The sequence below is a fragment of the Streptomyces sp. NPDC058653 genome, from assembly GCF_042716895.1.
GTDB lineage: Bacteria > Actinomycetota > Actinomycetes > Streptomycetales > Streptomycetaceae > Streptomyces.
The window spans coordinates 58,329-75,255 of the sequence record NZ_JBHXRM010000043.1 but is presented as its reverse complement, the minus strand read 5'-3'; the positions used below and the strand labels follow the sequence as shown (position 1 = coordinate 75,255).

Genomic DNA, 16,927 nt, shown 5'->3' with positions numbered 1-16,927 from the left:
GTGGATCACCACCGCGCGGCCCCCGCGCGCTGCGCGCTCGCTTCCGGGCCTGCTCCGGGCGACCATTGACGGGGCCCGGATCGAACCGATTAACTTCACCATGCGGATGATGCATTCCGTATGGTGGAAACTTAGCGTGATGCATGGAGGCGTGGAATGGGTCAGGGGCAGCAGGAGAAGGTCGCGACGAGCCTCGCGGACGCGGTCGGTGCGAGCATCGGCGCCTCACTCGCACCCGTCGACGCGGAACTCGCCCGCCGCTACCCGGGAGACCCCGGCACCCGCCAGCCCGTCCACACCGTCTACGTCCCCGCGGACGCCTTCGACGCCGGCACCGTCCGCTCCTGGGGCGAGCGGGCCCTCTCCGCACTCGACGAACACGCCCCCGACGCCGACTCGTTGGCGCGCGCCCTCGGCCTCTCCGGCGAACTGGCCGGCCCGGTGTACGAGCGGGTCCGGGCCAAGCTGGAGCGCGAGCCCGTCGAGGACCTGCGGATCGACTTCGAGGACGGCTACGGCGCCCACTCCGACGCCGAGGAGGACATCGCCGCCGCCCGCGCCGCGCGCCTCGTCCACCGGGCGTACGAAGACGGCACCGCCGCCCCGTACATGGGCATTCGGATGAAGTGCCTGGAGGCACCCGTACGCGACCGGGCCATCCGTACGCTCGACATCTTCCTCACCGGACTGATGGAGGCCGGCGGGCTCCCCGAAGGGCTCGTCCTCACCCTGCCGAAGGTGACCTATCCCGAACAGGTCACCGCGATGGCGCGGTTGGCCGGGGAGTTCGAGAAGGCGCGCGGTCTCCGGCCCGGCCGGATCGGCTTCGAGATCCAGATCGAGACCAGTCAGTCCATCCTCGCCGCCGACGGCACCGCCGCCGTGGCCCGGATGATCGTCGCCGCCGACGGCCGTGCCACCGGACTGCACTACGGCACCTTCGACTACAGCGCCTGCGTCGGGGTCAGCGCCGCCTACCAGTCCAGCGACCACCCGGCCGCCGACCACGCCAAGGCCGTCATGCAGGTCGCCGCCGCCGGCACCGGCGTACGGGTATGCGACGGCTCCACCAACGTCCTGCCCGTCGGCCCCACCAGCCAGGTCCACGAGGCATGGCGGCTCCACTACGGGCTCACCCGCCGGGCCCTGGCCCGCGCCTACTACCAGGGCTGGGACATGCACCCCGGCCATCTGCCCACGCGGTACGCCGCGGTCTACGCCTTCTACCGAGAGGGCCTGGAGCCCGCCGCCGCGCGACTCGCCGCGTACGTCGCGAAGGCCGGGGGCGATGTGATGGACGAACCGGCCACCGCCAAGGCACTCAGCGGCTATCTGCTGCGCGGACTGGACTGCGGAGCCCTCGACGCCGACGAGGTCACCCGCCTCACCGGTCTCACCCGCGCCGACCTGGAGGGCTTCTCGGCCCCACGCCGCGCGGCCCTCACGGTCTCGACGCCCTGAGGCCCGGCCGCACCGACTCCCGCACGTACCGGCCCGTCCCACCCGCCACAGTTGCTACAGCCGCCCCTTAGGCTGTCCCTCACCCCAACGAGACCGCGACCACGGTCCCGTACGGGTGGCCGGAACCAGCGACGCGCGACAGCAACACGCGAGGCAAGGGGCAAGTGGTGTCTACGGGGGAACACGGCGGCGACGAGGGAGCGGGGCGACTGCTCGCGGGCCGCTATCGGGTGCTCGCGCGGTTGGGGCGGGGCGGCATGGGCGTCGTGTGGCGCGCCATGGACGAGGTCCTCGGCCGCGAGGTCGCCGTCAAGGAACTGCGCACCTTCACCGACGCCGCCGGGCCCGAACTCGCCGACCTGCGTGTACGGATGCGGCGCGAGGCGCGCGCCGCCGCCCGGATCAAACACCCCGGCGTGGTGGCCGTCCACGACGTCGCCGACGAGGGCGGCCGTCCCGTCATCGTCATGGAGCTGATCGACGGCCCCTCGCTCGACGACGTGCTGACCCGGCAGGGAGTGATGGACCCGCGCGAGGCGGCCCGTATCGGCGCCCAGGTGATGGAGGCGCTCGGCGCCGCCCACCGCGCCGGAGTGCTGCACCGCGACGTCAAGCCTGGCAACGTGCTGCTCGACCCCGGCGGGCGCGTGGTCCTCACCGACTTCGGCATCGCCGCGATGGACGATCCCGGCGACGGCGCCGGCACCCGTCTCACCCGCAGCGGTGAACTTGTCGGCTCGCTCGACTACTTGGCGCCCGAGCGGGCCCAGGGCCAGGAGCCGGGACCGGCGTCCGACGTCTGGGCTCTCGGCGCGACCCTGTACGCCGCCGTCGAGGGCAACTCGCCCTTCCGCCGTACGTCGACCTGGTCGACGCTCACGGCGATCGTCGTGGACCCGCTGCCCGAGGCCCGGCGTGCGGGCCCGCTCGGCCCCGTACTCCACCAGCTGATGCACAAGGACCCGGCGCTGCGGCCGGACGCCGAGACGGCGGCGCGGCTGCTCGCGGCCGTCGCGGGGGACAGTGGCGCGATCACCGCGCCGATCGGACTCGGCGGACACGGCCCCGGCGCCGTATCCGGCGGTGACCGGGGCCCCGCCCAGGCGCCGCACGTGGCGACCGAGATCAACCCGATGCCGCATCGCCCGGAGGGATTCGGCCCTCGGGAACCGGTCCCGGCGCCGTACGACGCACAGCGACAGGGCGCGCCCGCGGGGCAGTTCGGCCGGCCGGCACCGGGAGCCGGCCCCGCCGAGCCGTCGGGCCCCGGCGTGACGTCCCGGCATCGGGTGGTCCCCGGTGACGGCCGGGGCGGCCGGGGCCGTAAGAAGTCGAGCCTGCTCGTCGCCGCCGGGATCGCGGCCGTCCTGCTCGCCGGGGGCGGCGTGACCTACCTGCTCGTCGACCGGGGCGGCTCCACCGCCGGCGACGACGTGGCCGGGGGCGGGCCGGCGCGGTCCGACAAGGGCCCGGACGGCCGGCTGCTCGATCCGGGTGCGGCCACGCCCGGGGACAAGAGCCCGGACGCGGAGCCGGAGGAGCAGGGAGACAAGAAGAGGAAGTCCCCGGAGGACGAAGGGAAGTCGCCCGAGTCCGGCGGCGGCAGTGGCGGCACGGACTCGGACGACAAGGCCGACGGCGCGCCCGACAGCGGTTCCGACGGCGGTGGTTCAGGATCCGGCGGCGGCGGCTCGAACAGCGGTGGCGCGGACGGTACGGACCGGGCCCCCGCGCCCGTGTGCCACCCGATCGGCGGCGGCAAGTACAACTGCCAGGTCTGGGCCCGGGCCGCCTCGTACACCGCCGACGGCACCGAGGTCGGCGTCCTGAACAAGGGCACCAACTACTTCTACTGCCAGCAGAACCTCGGCCGCCGCGAGACGTCCGGGCAGTGGACCAACGTCTGGTGGGCCAGGACCGATGACGACAGCGGCAACACCGGAGTCTTCGTCAGCGACGTCTACATCTCGGGCGGCGACAACGATCAGCCGCTGCCGGGCCTACCGGTCTGCTGAGGGCGGCAGCTCGCCGGAACCGCGCGCGATCAGCCTGGTGGGCACCACCACCTGGCTCGGGGCCTCGGCCGCCCCGTCCAGCCGGCGGAACAGCCGCTCCGCCGCCGTACGCCCGAGGGTGGCCGCGTCCTGAGCGATGACCGAGACCCCGGGGTCCAGCAGATCGGCCAGCTCGATGTCGTCGAAGCCGACCAGGGCGACCGGCCGGTCGTGCGCGGCGAGCGCCCGTACGACCGTGACCGTGACCCGGTTGTTGCCGGTGAGGATCGCCGTGACCGGCTCGGGGGCCTTGAGCATCGACACGACGGCCTCGTGGACACGCTCGGGGACGGTCGTGCCCAGCGACACCCACGATCCGTCCACGGGCAGGCCGGCTTCCGCCATCGCGGCACGGTAGCCGCGCAGGCGCTCCACGGCCGTGTGGATCCGGGGCTGGTCACCGATGAAGCCGATCCGCCGGTGGCCGTGCGCGACCAGATGGGCAGTGCCAGAGCGCGCGCCGCCGAAGCTGTCGGAGAGCACGGCGTCCGCGTCGATCTTTCCCGCGGGGCGGTCGACGAAGACCGTCGCGACCCCGGCCTTGATCTCCGGCTCCAGATAACGGTGGTCGTGACCGGCGGGAATGATGATCAGACCGTCCACGCGGCGCGCGCAGAGGGCGAGGACCAGTTCCTGCTCGCGGTCCGGGTCCTCCGCGCTCGACCCGTTGATCAGCAGCGCGCCGTGGGCGCGCGCGACCTCCTCGACCGCGCGGTTCAGCGGGCCGTAGAACGGGTCGGCGAGATCCTCCAGGACCAGACCGATACTGGCCGTACGGCCCTTGCGCAGCACGCGTGCCGAGTCGTTGCGGCGGAAGCCCAGCGCGTCGATCGCTTCCTGTACACGCCGCTCGGTGTCGGGCGTCACCCCGGGCTCCGCGTTGACCACCCGGGACACCGTCTTGAGTCCGACACCGGCCCTGGCTGCCACATCTTTCATGGTGGGCCGATTACCGTAGCGGGGCTCGGGGTGACGGGCGGTGTCTGCCACTGTGCGCTGTCCTGTCGTCGTTCGGTTGCCTTCAAGACTTGTGGCGTTGAGCATAGGCCCTGGACAACGTTGTCAGGTGAATGGAGACTGTTCCACGAACCCGCAGGTCCCCCGCGCGTCCCCACCACCCCCGCCCGCGGGGACCCTCTCGTCCACTGGAGATCCGACACAGATGCATACCGACCTAGTCGCCGCTCTCGACATCGGCGGTACCAAGATCGCCGGCGCCTTGGTGGACGGTGACGGGACGATCCTCGTGGGGTCCCGTCGGCCGACCCCGGCGACCGAGGACGGCGAGTCGGTGATGCGCGCGGTCACGGAGGTGCTGGACGAGATCGGCGCGTCCCCGCTCTGGCCCCGTGCGACCGCCGTGGGTATCGGCAGCGCGGGCCCCGTGGAGGCGGCGGCCGGCACCGTCAGCCCGGTGAACGTCCCCGGCTGGCGCGGCTTCCCTCTGGTGGAGCGGGTCCGGCAGGCCACCGGCGGACTCCCGGTGACGCTCGTGGGCGACGGCGTCGCCATGACGGCGGCCGAGCACTGGCAGGGCGCCGCCCGCGGCTACGACAACGCGCTGTGCATGGTGGTCTCCACCGGTGTCGGCGGCGGTCTGGTCCTCGGCGGCAAGCTGCACCCCGGTCCCTCGGGCAACGCCGGCCATATCGGCCACATCAGTGTGGATCTCGACGGCGACCTCTGCCCCTGCGGCGGACGCGGCTGCGTCGAACGCATCGCCAGCGGCCCCAACATCGCCCGTCGCGCGCTGGAGGGCGGCTGGCGGCCCGGTCCGGACGGAGACACCTCGGCGGCGGCCGTCGCCGAGGCGGCGCGCGCGGGCGACGCGGTCGCCATCGCCTCGTTCGAGCGGGCCGCGCAGGCGCTGGCCGCAGGGATCGCCGCGACGGCGACGCTCGTGGAGATCGGCATCGCGGTCGTCGGCGGGGGAGTGGCGAACGCGGGTGACGTGCTCTTCCTGCCGCTGCGCCGTTCGCTGCGCGAGTACGCGACGCTCTCGTTCGTCCGAAACCTCACCGTGGCACCGGCGCTGACCGGTACGAACGCGGGTCTGGTGGGCGCGGCGGCGGCCGCGTCGCTGGGACGCGGGCCCGCCGTGCCGAGCGACAACAACCAGGCGATGACGGCCCCGACGAGCATGTGACAGCCCGTCGCGCGAACGGCGAACGGCGAACGGCGAACGGCGCACGGCGAACGACGAACGGCGAACGGCGGTCGTGCGACGGCCGGTTGACGGTCCGTCAGAACACCTTCGCCGTACGCGTCTTCACGTCTGTGTCATTACGCGCGTTCGCGGTAGAGCCTGTTCGGCTCTGTTGAATGAACCCGGTAACGGTTGTTCGATATCCCGTCAGAACCCTTGACGACTCCCTCTCAGGGGAGTGAGATCCCAACCCTCGCGTTCGGTTGTGTTGGGTCGCACCCCTGAGGAGGGGGACATGTCTCAGTCTCCGTTCAACGGTTCGGTGATACCGGCGAGTCAGGCCGGGCACCGGATCTCCCGGCGAAACCTCCTGCGCGGCGCGGCGGCCGGCGCGGGTGCGATCGCACTGCCGTCGCTGCTCACCGCGTGCGGCGGCGGCCCCGGCGGTGACGGAAAGACCGTCACGATGGGGTCGAACGCATCCGACCCCGTCCCCAAGAAGGCGTTCGCCCAGGCCTTCGACGCGTACGAGAAGCAGTCCGGGGAGAAGCGGAAGGTCGACGTCAACACCGTCGACCACAACAGCTTCCAGGAGAACATCAGCCGCTATCTGCAGAGCAAGCCGGACGACGTCTTCATGTGGTTCGCCGGCTACCGGATGCGGTTCTTCGCCGAGAAGGGGCTGCTGCACGACATCAGCGACCTGTGGGGCGACTACACCGGCTTCTCCGAGGCGCTGAAGGCCCAGTCCACCGGCTCCGACGACAAGCAGTACCTCACGCCGTACTACTACTATCCGTGGGCCGTCTTCCACCGCAAGAGCGTCTTCGAGGAGCACGGCTACGAGGCGCCGCGCACCCTGGACGAGTATCTGGCGCTCGCCGGGCGGATGAAGAAGGACAAGCTCATCCCCATCGCGTTCTGCGACAAGGACGGCTGGCCCGCGATGGGCACCTTCGACTACATCAACATGCGAAGCAACGGCTACGAGTTCCACCGTGCGCTGATGGCGGGCGAGGAGGCCTGGACGGACAAGCGCGTCAAGGATGTCTTCGACACCTGGCGGAGCATCCTTCCCTACTGCCAGCCGGGCGCCAACGGCCGTACGTGGCAGGAGGCCGCGACCAGCCTCCAGAAGGGAGAGACGGGGATGGCCGTCTTCGGACTCCCGCACCCCGGCCAGCAGTTCGGCGAGGACGAGCAGGACGACATCGACTTCTTCCCCTTCCCGGAGATCAACCCCGAGCACGGACAGGACGCGGTCGAGGCGCCCATCGACGGATTCCTGCTGGCGAGGAACTCCAAGAGCCTGAAGAACGACCGGACCATGGAGAGCGCCAGGGACCTGCTGTCCTGGCTCGCCACCGGAGAGGCCGAGGACCACTATCTCGCCGGTGACCCCAACAACGTCGCCGTCAGCGAGGAGGCCGACACCTCCAGGTATTCACCGCTCCAGAAGAAGGCGGTGGACCTGATCGCCGGCGCCAAGCAGATATCGCAGTTCATGGACCGTGACACCCGGCCCGACTTCGCCTCCACGGTGATGATCCAGGCCATCCAGAGCTTCATCAACGAGCCGGACGACGTGGACGGGCTGGTCAACGGGATCGAGCGGCAGAAGAAGACGCTCTTCGCGTCCGACGCCGGCGGCTGAGCCCGGGCGCCGCTTCCTCTCCCCTGTCCTGTCCCGCGCTTTCCCGCATCGCCTGCCCCCGCATCGCCTGTCCGCGCCTCACCTGCCCCCTTCTCCTGTGCCCGCCTCTCGCAGGTCCTGCCCGACAACTCCGACCGGGAGCTCTGATCCGTGGCGTTCTTCACGACGCGTCGCACCCGGCGGCGCGGCCCCCGGCGGTTCTCCGCCCGGGACCGTGCCGTCCTCTGCGTGCTGCTGGGAGTACCCCTCCTGCTCGATCTCGTCATCGTGTGGGGCCCGACCGTCGCCTCGATCGTGCTGTCCTTCTCCAGCTGGGACGGGATCAGCGACATCGAGTGGGTCGGCACGGAGAACTACGAGAACCTCTTCACCAACTACCCGCAGTTCTGGCCCGCCGTCCGGCACAACCTCCTGTGGCTGGGCTTCCTCGCGCTGATCGCCACCCCGTTCGGGCTGCTCCTCGCCGTACTGATCGACCGGGGCGTGCGCTTCAGCCGTTTCTACCAGTCGACGATCTATCTGCCGGTCGTGCTCTCCCTCGCCATCGTCGGCTTCATCGCCCAGCTCGTCTTCTCCCGCGACCAGGGCGCGCTCAACGCGATCCTCGGCGACACCGAGAATCCCACCGACTGGCTCGGTGATCCGGACCTGAACATCTGGATGGTCCTGCTGGCCGCCGCCTGGCGGCACACCGGCTATGTGATGATCCTCTATCTGGCAGGGCTCAAGGCCGTCGACGCCTCTCTCAAGGAGGCCGCGGCCATCGACGGCGCGAGCGAGACTCAGACATTCTTCCGGGTGGTCTTCCCGACCATGCGACCGGTGAACGTCATCGTCGGCGTGATCACGGTCATCGAGGGACTGCGCGCCTTCGACATCGTCTACGCCGTCAACAAGGGCAGAAACGGGCTCGAACTGCTCTCGGTGCTCGTCACGGACAACATCATCGGAGAGGCGAGCCGGATCGGCTTCGGATCGGCCATCGCCGTCGTCCTGCTCGTGGTCTCCATGGGCTTCGTCGTGACGTATCTGGTCCAGGAGATCCGAGGGGAGAAGACCCGATGAGCATCCACGCCGACGCCCCCGCCCCGGGCCCGCCCGCGTCCACACCCGCCGTCGGCGGCGGTCCGGTCCCGCATGGGCGGCCCGCCCGCGGACGGCGCGTCACCCCAGGCCGGCTCGGCGTGCACGCCTTTCTGATGGCGGTCTCGCTGGGGTTTCTCGCGCCGCTGCTGCTGGCCGCGTACGCCTCGCTCAGGCCGTACGACGAGACGGCCGAGCGTGGCTACTTCTCGCTGCCCGACAAGCTGTCCCTCGACTACTACCGGCAGGCTTTCACCGATTCCGGGATGACGAGATACTTCGTCAACACCCTGCTCATCGCCGTCCCGGGCGTGCTTCTCGCGCTCTTCCTGGCCTCGTTCGTGGCCTTCGCCGTGGCACGCCTGCGCATGCGCGGATCGATCGTGCTGCTGATGCTGTTCACGGCGGGCAATCTGCTGCCGCAGCAGGTGATCATCACGCCGCTGTACGTGCTGTTCAACCGCGTCCCGCTGCCGTACTGGATGTCCGACTCGATGACGATGTACGACTCGTACTGGGCCGTCGTCGCCGTCCAGGTCGGCTTCCAGATGGGTTTCTGCGTCTTCGTCCTCGCCAACTTCATGCGCACGCTGCCGATCGAGATCCTGGAGGCGGCGATCGTCGACGGCGCGGGAGTCTGGGCGCAGTACTGGCGGATCACCCTGCCGCTGTGCCGGCCGGCCCTCGCGGCCCTCGGCACACTCCAGTTCACCTGGATGTACAACGACTTCCTGTGGGCGCTCGTCTTCATCTCCGACGGCGACAAACTGCCGGTGACCTCGGCGCTCAACAATCTGCGCGGTCAATTCTTCACCGACTACAACCTGTTGGCCGCCGGCTCGATCATCGTCGCGCTGCCCACGATCATCGTCTTCCTGCTGCTCCAGCGGCACTTCATCGCCGGCCTCACCCTCGGGTCGAGCAAAGGATGAGGCCGGGCGCCGGAAAGAGGCTCCCCGCGCGGCGACTTCCTCAGGGGGCGCTCTCTCTGGTCTGCTGGGGCACCACCACCACAAGGAAGTGGTCCGACTCCAGATCCATCACCACCTCGGCCGGGGTGCCTTCGTCCCGGCGCGCCCGCGCGAACTCCTCGGCGCGCCAGCTCCCTCGCGGATCCCCCGCCGGGAACCTCTCCAGTACGTCACGGTGCATCGCGAACCCCCTCGGTCACAACCGTCTCCAACGACCTTCTGTCCGCATGTGTTACGGCTCCGGCTTAAAACGCTCCGTGAAACAGGACGCGCCGGGGCTTCGGTGAGAGGTGGCGAACAGGCCACGAACCGGCAACAGCCGGGTGTCGACGGGTCAGCCGGAATCGGCCACGTGTTTCCACTGCCGGGTGTTGCGGGCAATCCACATGGGGCTACGGAAGAGGGGGAACCGTGATCGTCTGGATCAACGGTGCGTTCGGAGCGGGCAAGACCAGTACGGCGCGCGAACTGATCGACATGATCCCTAACAGCACCTTGTACGACCCCGGACTCATCGGCTCCGGGCTGCGGGAACTGCTGCCGCAGAAGAGACTCGCCGAAGTGAGCGACTATCAGGACCTGCCCATCTGGCGCCGGCTGGTGGTGGACACGGCCGCCGCGCTGCTCGCGGATGTCGGCGGCGTCCTCGTCGTTCCGATGACGCTGCTGCGTCAGGAGTACCGGGACGAGATATTCGGGGGGCTGGCGGCCCGGCGCATTCCCGTCAGGCATGTGCTTCTGACCTTGGACGAAACGATTTTGCGCGATCGGATAGCGGACCGTGACCCCGGTGCGGCGGCCGACGACGACCCGGCCCGGACCGAACGCGCCAGGCAGTGGGCGTACGAACACATCGAGCCGTACGGCGCCGCCCTCGGCTGGCTCACCACCGACGCGCTGGTCATAGACACCGGGGGGCTCACGCCGGCGCAGACCGCGGCGGTCGTCGCCGAGGCCGTGCACGCGGGCTCGGCGGGCCTCTGCGAGATCGTGCAGACACCCGAGCCGACGGCGGAGACCGTCGCGGCCGGGGTCCTCCTGTTCGACGAACGGGACCGGGTGCTGCTCGTCGATCCCACGTACAAACCGGGGTGGGAGTTCCCCGGTGGTGTGGTCGAGCGGGGCGAGGCGCCCGCGCGCGCGGGCATGCGCGAGGTCACCGAGGAGATCGGGATAGAGCTCAACGACGTGCCCACGCTGCTGGTGGTCGACTGGGAGCCGCCGAGACCGCCCGGCTTCGGCGGTCTGCGGCTGATCTTCGACGGCGGCCGGCTGCCCGACCGGGACGCCGGGCGGTTGCTGCTGCCCGGCTCCGAGCTGCGAGGGTGGCGTTTCGTCACCGAGGACGAGGCGGCGTCGATGCTGCCGCCCGCCCGCTACGAACGGCTGCGCTGGGCGCTACGGGCCCGGGAGCGGCGGACCGTGCTCAATCTGGAGGCCGGTGTCCCGGTCGGCTGACACGTGCAACACGGCGGCGGCGTCCGTCAGTTCGTCCGTGACGAGAGGATCGCCATGGCCGAAACAGACGGTCGAGGGAGCGAGGGCCGCGAGCCGGATCATGGACCGTTTGGCGCTCTCACGGTTGACGTTGAACACGCCCAGCATCACGCGGCGTTCGGCCTCGGCCACGGCGTCACCCGTGAACAGCACCCCGTGGTACGGCAGATGGACGGCGATGGAGCCGTACGTGTGCCCCGGGACATGCACCACCCGCGCGCCGTCGCCGAAGGGCAGCACGTCGCCGTCCTCCAGCTCGCGGTCCACCCGGGTGGGCGGCGCGGGCGGCACGGTCAGCCCGCGCTCGTACAGCGGGATCTCCCACTCCAGGAGCAGCGGATCGGGGACCGGCCACTCACCGCGGATGATCGGCGCGTCGAGCCGGTGCGCCATCACCTCGGCGCCGTACCGCCCGGCCAGTTCCTGCGCCGAGCCCACATGGTCGCGGTGGCAGTGGGTGAGGACGATACGGCGCAGACCTGCCGGGGTGAGACCGAGATCGCGGATGGCGTGTTCGATCTCGGGTCCCGCGTAGAGATGACCGGAGTCGATGAGAGTCAGCTCGTTCTCGTCCTGCCACAAGTACGCCTGACCGATGGGGAAACGGAGCATATGCAGCCGTGGACTGATCGCAACGAGATCCATATGTCGAATGTATGCAGTGTGGAACGGCTGTGCGCGTCACTTCGCTGACGGCGATTTCCGCTTTCCGCAGAAACCGGGACCGAACCTCCTGCCGGACTCTTCCGTCCGGCCGTGCGGTCCGACCGGCGCCGGTCCCGTACGGGCTCAGCCCCGCCTGGACCGGGCGTAGTTGACCAGGAAGTGCGCCTCGGCCACGGACAGCCGCTCCAACTCCTCAGGGGAGACACTCTCGTTGACCGCGTGGATCTGCGCCTCCGGCTCGCTGAGCCCGATCAGCAGGATCTCCGCGGCCGGGTACAGCGCGGCCAACGTGTCGCACAGGGGGATGGAGCCGCCCATGCCGGCGGTCTGCATCTCCTCGCCCGGATAGGCGACGCGCATCGCCTCGGCCATCGAGGTGTACGCGGGGCTCGCGGTGTCCGCGCGGAACGGCTGGCCCTGACCGACCTGCTCGACCGAGACCCGGGCACCCCACGGGGTGTGTGCGTGGAGATGCGCGGTCAGCAGCTTCGTGGCGTGGTCGGCGTCCTCGCCCGGCGGCACCCGCAGGCTGATCTGGGCGCGGGCGCTCGCCTGCAGCGACGGCGTCGCGCCGACCACGGGCGGGCAGTCGATGCCCATGACGGTGACGGCGGGACGGGCCCAGACCCGGTCGGCCACGGAGCCCTTGCCGATCAGCCGGACCCCGTTCAGCACCTTGGCGTCCTTGGCGAAGTCGGCCTCGGGATAGTCGAGTCCGTCCCAGTCGGCGTCGGCGGCCAGACCGTCCACGGTCGTCGAACCGTCGTCGGCCCGCAGCGAGGCCAGCAGATGGATGAGCGCGGCGAGCGCGTCCGGGGCCGCGCCGCCGAACTGGCCCGAGTGCAGGTTGCCTTCGAGGGTGTCGAGCTGCACGCGCAGCATGGTCATGCCGCGCAGCGTCGCCGTGACGGTCGGCAGCCCGACCCGGAAGTTGCCGGTGTCACCGATGACGATCGTGTCGGCGGCCAGCAACTCGGGGTGCTCCTCCGCGTACCGCTGGAGACCGCCGGTGCCCTGCTCCTCCGAGCCCTCCGCTATCACCTTGACGCTCACGGGCACCCCGCCCGCCGCCTTGAGGGCGCGCAGGGCGAGCAGATGCATCACAAAGCCGCCCTTGCAGTCGGCGGCCCCGCGTCCGTACCAACGGCCGTTCCGGTCGGTCAGCTCGAACGGCGGGGTGGCCCAGGCGCTCTCGTCGAGCGGCGGCTGCACGTCGTAGTGCGCGTACAGAAGCACCGTCGGGGCCCCTTCGGGGCCGGGCAGGAGGCCGTAGACGGACTGGGAGCCGTCGGGGGTGTCCAGCGCCGCGACGTCACTGAAGCCCTCGGCCCGCAGGGCGTCCGCCACCCACGCGGCGGCGGCCTCGCACTCGCTGCGGGGGAACTGGGCCGGGTCCGCGACCGACCGGAACGCCACCAGCTCCGCGAGTTCCGCCCGTGCGCGCGGCATCAGCGAGGCGACGGTTTCTGCGATCGGAGTGACGGACATGGGCACGCTCCTGGCGGGTGCGACGTTGTGTGTTTGTGTGGGTGTCGAAGACAGGGCCGATCCTGCCACAACGGACCGGGCCCGCAGGCGCCGTAGGATGCCGTGCGACAGCAAGGGCCACCGGTCGGATCAGGAGCAGAAGCACATCGTGAGCAGCGAGAACGCAGACGCCGGAAGTGAATCTGGAAGCGCGCCCGGGACCGGTCCCGAAGCCGGTCCCGAGGCCGGTCCGGCGGGTGAGCACGACCGGTCGGTGTGGGACGTCGTCGTGGTCGGCGCGGGCCCGGCGGGAGCGTCCGCGGCCTACGCGGCGGCGGTCGCGGGCCGTCAGGTGCTGCTCCTGGAGAAGGCGGAGTTGCCCCGGTACAAGACCTGCGGAGGCGGCATCATCGGCCCCTCGCGCGATTCGCTGCCACCCGGCTTCGAACTGCCGCTGCGCGACCGGGTGCACGCGGTCACGTTCTCGATGAACGGCCGGCTGGCCCGGACCCGGCGCTCCAAGCGCATGCTCTTCGGGCTGATCAACAGGCCCGAGTTCGACGCCAGCCTGGTGGAGCACGCGCAGAAGGCCGGCGCCGTGCTCCGTACCGGCGCGTCCGTCTCGCGGGTCCAGCAGCACGGCCCGGCCGTGCCCGACCGCCGTACGGTCGCCGTGGTCCTGTCCGACGGCGAGACCGTCCTGGCCCGCGCGGTCGTCGGCGCCGACGGCAGCGCGGGCCGGATAGGCGCTCATGTCGGGGTGAAGCTCGACCAGGTGGATCTTGGTCTGGAGCTGGAGATCCCGGTGCCGCCCACGGTCGCCGAGGACTGGGCCGGACGGGTCCTCATCGACTGGGGGCCGCTGCCGGGGAGTTACGGCTGGGTGTTCCCCAAGGGGGACACGCTCACGGTGGGTGTCATCTCCGCGCGCGGTGACGGGGCGGCGACGAAGCGCTATCTGGAGGACTTCGTCGCCAAGCAGGGGCTGGCCGGGTTCGAGCCCGCGATCTCGTCGGGCCATCTGACGCGCTGCCGCAGCGACGACTCGCCGCTCTCGCGCGGCCGGGTGCTGGTGTGCGGGGACGCGGCGGGTCTGCTGGAGCCCTGGACCAGGGAGGGGATCTCCTTCGCGCTGCGTTCGGGACGGCTCGCGGGGGAGTGGGCGGTACGGATCTCGGAGGCGCACGACGCGGTGGACGCGCGTCGCCAGGCGCTGAACTACGCCTTCGCGATCAAGGCGGGGCTCGGTGTCGAGATGAGCGTCGGCCGCCGGATGCTCTCCGTCTTCGAACGCAGGCCGGGGGTGCTGCATGCGGCGATCACCGGTTTCCGGCCCGCGTGGAAGGCGTTCGCCGACATCACGCGCGGGGCGACCTCGCTGGGCGGTCTGGTACGGACCCACCCGCTGGCCCGCCGAGCCCTGGACCTGCTCGACCGCCAGAAACCCCCGACGCCGCACCCGACGGACCAGGGCAACGAGCCCCCGGACCCCCCTCGGGACGACGACCGCGACAAGGACCCGAAGGACGACGCGGTGAGGCCGTAGCGGGTCCTGAGCACGGGGTGGTGAGGCCCGGGGGGACGACGCGCGGAGGCCCGGCGCACCGGTGATCCAGCCGGGTCTCCCGCGCTGCGGGGGACCGGGCCTCGTGGGTTCGTGCCCGTGGCGCTGGCCGGTGCACGGGACTTCAGCCCACCGCATTGGCGCTCTCGCAGGGTCTCCCGGGGTTCGCGCGCGTCGCGCTGCCCGGTGTACGGGGTGGGTAGCCCACGGCCTTGCGCCTTCGGCGTTCTCGCTGGTCTCCCGGGCCTCTCGGGCGTCCCGGGGCCCGGGCCCTGCGGGTTCGCGCCGGTGGCGCTGCGCGGCGTACGGGTGGGCTGCTCACGGTGTTCCGCTTCTGGCGTTTCGGCGTGGTGTCCCGCGCCGCCCGGGCGTCGCGGGGATCCGGGGCCGTCCCCCGTACTCCAGTGGGAGTACGGGGGATCGCCACGCCCGGTGGACGCATGGGACCCGGCGGCCGGTTTAGCGTGGCCGGTATGGAAGAGCACATCAGGCGTGTCGGGTTCGGTCCGCCCTGGATCAGGGGGCCGTACCTGTCCGGCGCCGACGACGGTCGGGGGGTGTGGCGGCTGCCCTGGTTCAGCAGCGTGCTGGTCGCCGTCTTCGTCTCGATCGGTTCCGGCTTCGCCGCCCACGCGCAGCAGGACCGGGAGTCGCTCGATGCCCTCGCCCGCGCCCTGCTGCTCGTCGGCCCCGCGCTGCTCGTGGTGCGATACAGGTATCCCGTCCTCTGCGTCATCGGCGTCGCCCTCTCGGCGACCCTCTACCTCGGCGCCGGGTACGCCTACGGCCCGATCTTCGTCACCGTCGCCGTCGCCTGCTTCGCCGCGGTCGTCTCAGGACACCGGAAAGCGGCCTGGTCGGCGATCGGTCTCCTCTGGGCCGGCCATCTGCTGGTCGGACATCTGCTCTACCGGTATCTGCCCCCGAGCGGTGACGTCGGCGCGCCCTGGGGCCCCGAACTGGGCGTCGCCGCCTGGGTCGCGGCCGTACTCGTCGGTTCCGAGCTCGTCAGGGTGCGCCGGGAGCAGTGGCTCCACGACCGGCGGGAGCGCGCCGCCGCCGAGGCGCGCCGTGCCGACGAGGAGCGGCTGCGCATCGCGCGCGAACTCCACGACGTGCTCGCCCACTCGATCTCGGTCATCAACGTCCAGGCCGGCGTGGGCCTCGCGCTCCTCGACTCCGACCGCGAACAGGCCCGTACCGCCCTCACCACCATCAAGGCCGCGAGCAAAGAGGCACTGGGCGAGGTACGACAGGTCCTCGACACCCTCAGGACCTCCGGTGACGCCCCCCGCACGCCCGCGCCGGGGCTCGACCGGCTCCCCGAACTCGTCGAGCAGGCGGCCGGCGCCGGGCTCGGCGTCGAGCTGGAGACCGAGGGCGACCCCGTCGCGCTGTCGCCCGGGGCGGATCTCGCGGCCTTCCGTATCGTCCAGGAAGCCCTCACCAACGTGGTGCGCCACTCCGGCTCCCGTACCGCCCGCGTCCGGGTCGGCTACGGAGACGGTCTTCTTACCCTCCGTATCGACGACGCGGGACCCGCCACCGGTGACGAGGCCGGCGGCAGCGGCAACGGACTCGTCGGAATGCGGGAGCGGGCCGCCGCGCTCGGTGGCACCATCGACGCGGGCCCACGCCCGGACGGGGGCTTCCGCGTACGGGCGTCCCTTCCCCTGAAGCCCAAGGAGACCCCGTGATCCGTGTCCTGCTCGCCGACGACCAGTCGCTGGTACGGGCGGGCTTCCGCGCGCTGCTCGACGCCCAGCCGGACATCGAGGTCGTCGGCGAGGCGGCCGACGGCGCGGAGGCGCTGCACAAGATACGTGAACTCGCCCCTGACGTGGTCCTGATGGACATCCGGATGCCGGTGATGGACGGACTCGACGCCACGCGCAGGATCACCCAGGACGGCGGCCTCGACGAGGTGAAGGTGGTCATGCTCACCACCTTCGAACTCGACGAGTACGTCTTCGAGGCGCTCCGCTCCGGGGCGTCGGGCTTTCTCGTCAAGGACACCGAGCCTGAGGAACTGCTGCGCGCCGTACGGGCCGTGGTGGACGGCGACGCGCTGCTGTCGCCCGGTGTGACACGGCGGCTGATCGCGGAGTTCGCCTCACGCTCCAAGGTGCCCCTGTCCATGGACGGTCTCGGCGAACTCACCGAACGGGAGCGGGAGGTGATGGCTCTCGTCGGCATCGGGCTCTCGAACGAGGAGATCGCCCGCAGGCTGGTCGTCAGCCCGCTCACGGCCAAGACGCATGTGAGCCGCACGATGGTCAAGCTCGGCGCCCGCGACCGGGCCCAACTCGTGGTCAGGGCCTATGAGTCGGGGCTCGTACGGCCCGGCTGGCTCGGCTGACGGGA

Annotated in this window: 14 protein-coding genes; 10 read left to right on the top strand and 4 right to left on the bottom strand. The window is 71.0% G+C overall.

Annotated elements, in window-relative coordinates; all coding sequences use genetic code 11:
* Window positions 1–156: 156 nt before the first annotated feature.
* Together ACFWU9_RS29305 and ACFWU9_RS29300 are read left to right on the top strand one after the other, a co-directional pair.
* Entirely contained in the window at window positions 157–1,461 is a 1,305-nt protein-coding gene (locus tag ACFWU9_RS29305) for a DUF6986 family protein (protein WP_384323695.1), read from the top strand.
* Between the two features lie 167 nt (window positions 1,462–1,628).
* The gene (locus tag ACFWU9_RS29300) at window positions 1,629–3,476 is read left to right on the top strand and encodes a protein kinase (RefSeq protein WP_384323693.1); all 1,848 of its coding nucleotides are present in this window, start codon (window positions 1,629–1,631) and stop codon (window positions 3,474–3,476) included.
* Here the strand turns inward: ACFWU9_RS29300 and ACFWU9_RS29295 are convergent.
* Entirely contained in the window at window positions 3,462–4,505 is a 1,044-nt protein-coding gene (locus tag ACFWU9_RS29295; protein ID WP_384323690.1) for a LacI family DNA-binding transcriptional regulator, read from the bottom strand. The genes ACFWU9_RS29300 and ACFWU9_RS29295 overlap by 15 nt on opposite strands.
* A gap of 172 nt (window positions 4,506–4,677) precedes the next feature.
* Here ACFWU9_RS29295 and ACFWU9_RS29290 point away from each other — a divergent pair, with 172 nt between their 5' ends.
* From ACFWU9_RS29290 to ACFWU9_RS29275, 4 genes are all read left to right on the top strand, one after another.
* The gene (locus ACFWU9_RS29290; RefSeq protein WP_384323688.1) at window positions 4,678–5,661 is read left to right on the top strand and encodes an ROK family protein; all 984 of its coding nucleotides are present in this window, start codon (window positions 4,678–4,680) and stop codon (window positions 5,659–5,661) included.
* Window positions 5,662–5,956: 295 nt separating this feature from the next.
* Window positions 5,957–7,315 carry an ABC transporter substrate-binding protein gene (locus ACFWU9_RS29285; protein ID WP_384323685.1) on the top strand — a complete coding sequence of 453 codons (1,359 nt, stop codon included), beginning with the start codon at window positions 5,957–5,959 and terminating at the stop codon, window positions 7,313–7,315.
* A 150-nt stretch (window positions 7,316–7,465) separates the two neighbouring features.
* Window positions 7,466–8,380, top strand: a complete 915-nt coding sequence (locus tag ACFWU9_RS29280; protein WP_384323683.1) for a carbohydrate ABC transporter permease — start codon at window positions 7,466–7,468, stop codon at window positions 8,378–8,380.
* Window positions 8,377–9,330, top strand: coding sequence for a carbohydrate ABC transporter permease (locus ACFWU9_RS29275; protein ID WP_384323681.1), 954 nt, complete (start codon window positions 8,377–8,379; stop codon window positions 9,328–9,330). The genes ACFWU9_RS29280 and ACFWU9_RS29275 overlap by 4 nt, the downstream gene beginning before the upstream one ends.
* Window positions 9,331–9,370: 40 nt before the next feature.
* Here ACFWU9_RS29275 and ACFWU9_RS29270 read toward each other — a convergent pair whose 3' ends face one another.
* Window positions 9,371–9,550: a hypothetical protein gene (locus ACFWU9_RS29270; RefSeq protein ID WP_384323679.1), complete on the bottom strand. Its 180-nt coding sequence runs from the start codon at window positions 9,548–9,550 to the stop codon at window positions 9,371–9,373.
* A 230-nt stretch (window positions 9,551–9,780) separates the two neighbouring features.
* On the opposite strand from ACFWU9_RS29270, the gene ACFWU9_RS29265 reads away from it, so the two are divergent.
* Complete coding sequence (locus ACFWU9_RS29265) at window positions 9,781–10,827, top strand: NUDIX domain-containing protein (RefSeq protein ID WP_384323677.1); 1,047 nt, start codon at window positions 9,781–9,783, stop codon at window positions 10,825–10,827.
* Here the strand turns inward: ACFWU9_RS29265 and ACFWU9_RS29260 are convergent.
* Together ACFWU9_RS29260 and ACFWU9_RS29255 are read right to left on the bottom strand one after the other, a co-directional pair.
* Complete coding sequence (locus ACFWU9_RS29260; RefSeq protein WP_384323674.1) at window positions 10,768–11,511, bottom strand: MBL fold metallo-hydrolase; 744 nt, start codon at window positions 11,509–11,511, stop codon at window positions 10,768–10,770. The two genes, ACFWU9_RS29265 and ACFWU9_RS29260, sit on opposite strands and share 60 nt — an antisense overlap.
* 144 nt (window positions 11,512–11,655) lie before the next feature.
* A complete protein-coding gene (locus ACFWU9_RS29255) occupies window positions 11,656–13,020 on the bottom strand; it encodes a dipeptidase (RefSeq protein WP_384323672.1) in 1,365 nt (454 codons plus the stop codon).
* Window positions 13,021–13,168: 148 nt separating this feature from the next.
* Between ACFWU9_RS29255 and ACFWU9_RS29250 the strand changes: the two genes are divergently transcribed.
* The 3 genes from ACFWU9_RS29250 to ACFWU9_RS29240 all read left to right on the top strand — a co-directional run bounded on the left by ACFWU9_RS29250 (window position 13,169) and on the right by ACFWU9_RS29240 (window position 16,922).
* Entirely contained in the window at window positions 13,169–14,545 is a 1,377-nt protein-coding gene (locus tag ACFWU9_RS29250; protein WP_384323670.1) for a geranylgeranyl reductase family protein, read from the top strand.
* Window positions 14,546–15,036: 491 nt separating this feature from the next.
* The gene (locus ACFWU9_RS29245) at window positions 15,037–16,260 is read left to right on the top strand and encodes a sensor histidine kinase (RefSeq protein ID WP_384323667.1); all 1,224 of its coding nucleotides are present in this window, start codon (window positions 15,037–15,039) and stop codon (window positions 16,258–16,260) included.
* Complete coding sequence (locus ACFWU9_RS29240) at window positions 16,257–16,922, top strand: response regulator (RefSeq protein WP_384323664.1); 666 nt, start codon at window positions 16,257–16,259, stop codon at window positions 16,920–16,922. The genes ACFWU9_RS29245 and ACFWU9_RS29240 overlap by 4 nt, the downstream gene beginning before the upstream one ends.
* Window positions 16,923–16,927 lie beyond the last annotated feature (5 nt).

Coding starts and splice junctions, on each gene's coding strand:
- ACFWU9_RS29285 (WP_384323685.1), top strand. CDS start 5,957: ATGTCTCAGTCTCCGTTCAACGGTTCGGTGATACCGGCGAGTCAGGCC.
- ACFWU9_RS29275 (WP_384323681.1), top strand. CDS start 8,377: ATGAGCATCCACGCCGACGCCCCCGCCCCGGGCCCGCCCGCGTCCACA.
- ACFWU9_RS29290 (WP_384323688.1), top strand. CDS start 4,678: ATGCATACCGACCTAGTCGCCGCTCTCGACATCGGCGGTACCAAGATC.
- ACFWU9_RS29270 (WP_384323679.1), bottom strand. CDS start 9,550: ATGCACCGTGACGTACTGGAGAGGTTCCCGGCGGGGGATCCGCGAGGG.
- ACFWU9_RS29260 (WP_384323674.1), bottom strand. CDS start 11,511: ATGGATCTCGTTGCGATCAGTCCACGGCTGCATATGCTCCGTTTCCCC.
- ACFWU9_RS29245 (WP_384323667.1), top strand. CDS start 15,037: ATGGAAGAGCACATCAGGCGTGTCGGGTTCGGTCCGCCCTGGATCAGG.
- ACFWU9_RS29305 (WP_384323695.1), top strand. CDS start 157: ATGGGTCAGGGGCAGCAGGAGAAGGTCGCGACGAGCCTCGCGGACGCG.
- ACFWU9_RS29255 (WP_384323672.1), bottom strand. CDS start 13,020: ATGTCCGTCACTCCGATCGCAGAAACCGTCGCCTCGCTGATGCCGCGC.